This window comes from bacterium, from assembly GCA_040755795.1.
Lineage (GTDB): Bacteria > UBA9089 > CG2-30-40-21 > CG2-30-40-21 > SBAY01 > JBFLXS01.
Map to the genome: position 1 here is coordinate 1 of JBFLXS010000714.1, position 1,241 is coordinate 1,241.

The 1,241-nt window shown below is 41.3% G+C and carries 1 protein-coding gene; it reads right to left on the reverse strand.

Going from position 1 to position 1,241, the window contains the following annotated elements; genetic code table 11:
- Nucleotides 1-1,241, reverse strand: a 1,241-nt coding sequence (locus AB1414_21140; GenBank protein MEW6609918.1) for a hypothetical protein, incomplete at both ends; no start/stop codon positions are given.

Consider the following 1,241-nt stretch of genomic DNA (forward strand, 5'->3'; position numbering starts at 1 on the left):
GAGTTGCCGCCTATCTTTGTCCCGTTTTGGTAAATATCTGTGCAAACTATGTAAGTGCCGAAAAGAAGTTCCTGCGTTAATGCGTAAATGCGTAGATGCGTTACCTGACCGGAGGAAGATAAATTTATTTGTTCGGTTGTATCGAAAACTTTTTGATTATTGGGATTTAAAATATATGTTTTAACTTCGCAATCATAACCTGCCTGGGTGAGGTTGGTTATGGTTTCATTTATGTGGACACTTTCACCCTTCCTGTAGATAGTCTTATCCAGGAAAATATCCGCTCCTGCTGACGGTGATATGACCCAGATGCCTTTCTCGGAATTTGCTAATCTTATATTTTCTGAATCAAATAACGTTACATTAAAAAAGATTGTTTCCACAACAGGTGTTGTATATGTAAAAGTCACTTCTGAATGCGCAGAGACATGGACATTTGAAATAGTTTGCGGAGATACCTTCATACCAACTACCGATATACTTCCATCAATCAAATCTATATCGCTGTTGTTTTTCACATGAATCGTCAAAACCACTGTCGAACCCGGTGTAACATTCTCTGTGGTTGATGTCGCCCAGACCATAAAGCTGGGATTGGGCTTGGTGCCGGATGGAGGGCTGCTGATTGCAAACCTTGCACCAGGTGATTCGGTTTGAAATTCCAGGCCGGTGCTGTCAAAAAGGCTGTATTCCACATGCCAGATACCCAGGGGCGTTGATGCGTTGATGGGATAATGCGTTGATGAGTTAAAAGATAATGAAGTATTTGTCGTCTCCTCTGATGCTAAAATTACTGATTGTAACGATTCACTAACGACATTCCGGTCAGGGTCAAGAATATTTATTTTTAAATTTACCGCTTCTCTCGCATTAACGCTTCCACTCATCAACGCGTTTACTACTTTATTTTTTGCTTCAAAACTCAGATTTATAGTTTCGCCCGGTCTTATCTCAGGCAGTACCTCAGGTTTCTTTGCCCATGAAATAATATCCCTGATTAAAGCCCGTCCCTGTTCTGTCGACTGCCCGTTGCCATATGCCCAGTCTTCATACATAGTTGTTGCTATTACCAAACCTTGTCCATACGGATACATTATCATGGCAGGTTCGTTATTCTTGGTTCTGCGTAAAAGAATAGTTGTAGAATCCGGATAACTCGTGAAGTATCCGTCTACTGATGCTGAAATGGTTGCTGACGATTGCCCACTTAAGACCTGATGCCAATTATCTATATACAGGGC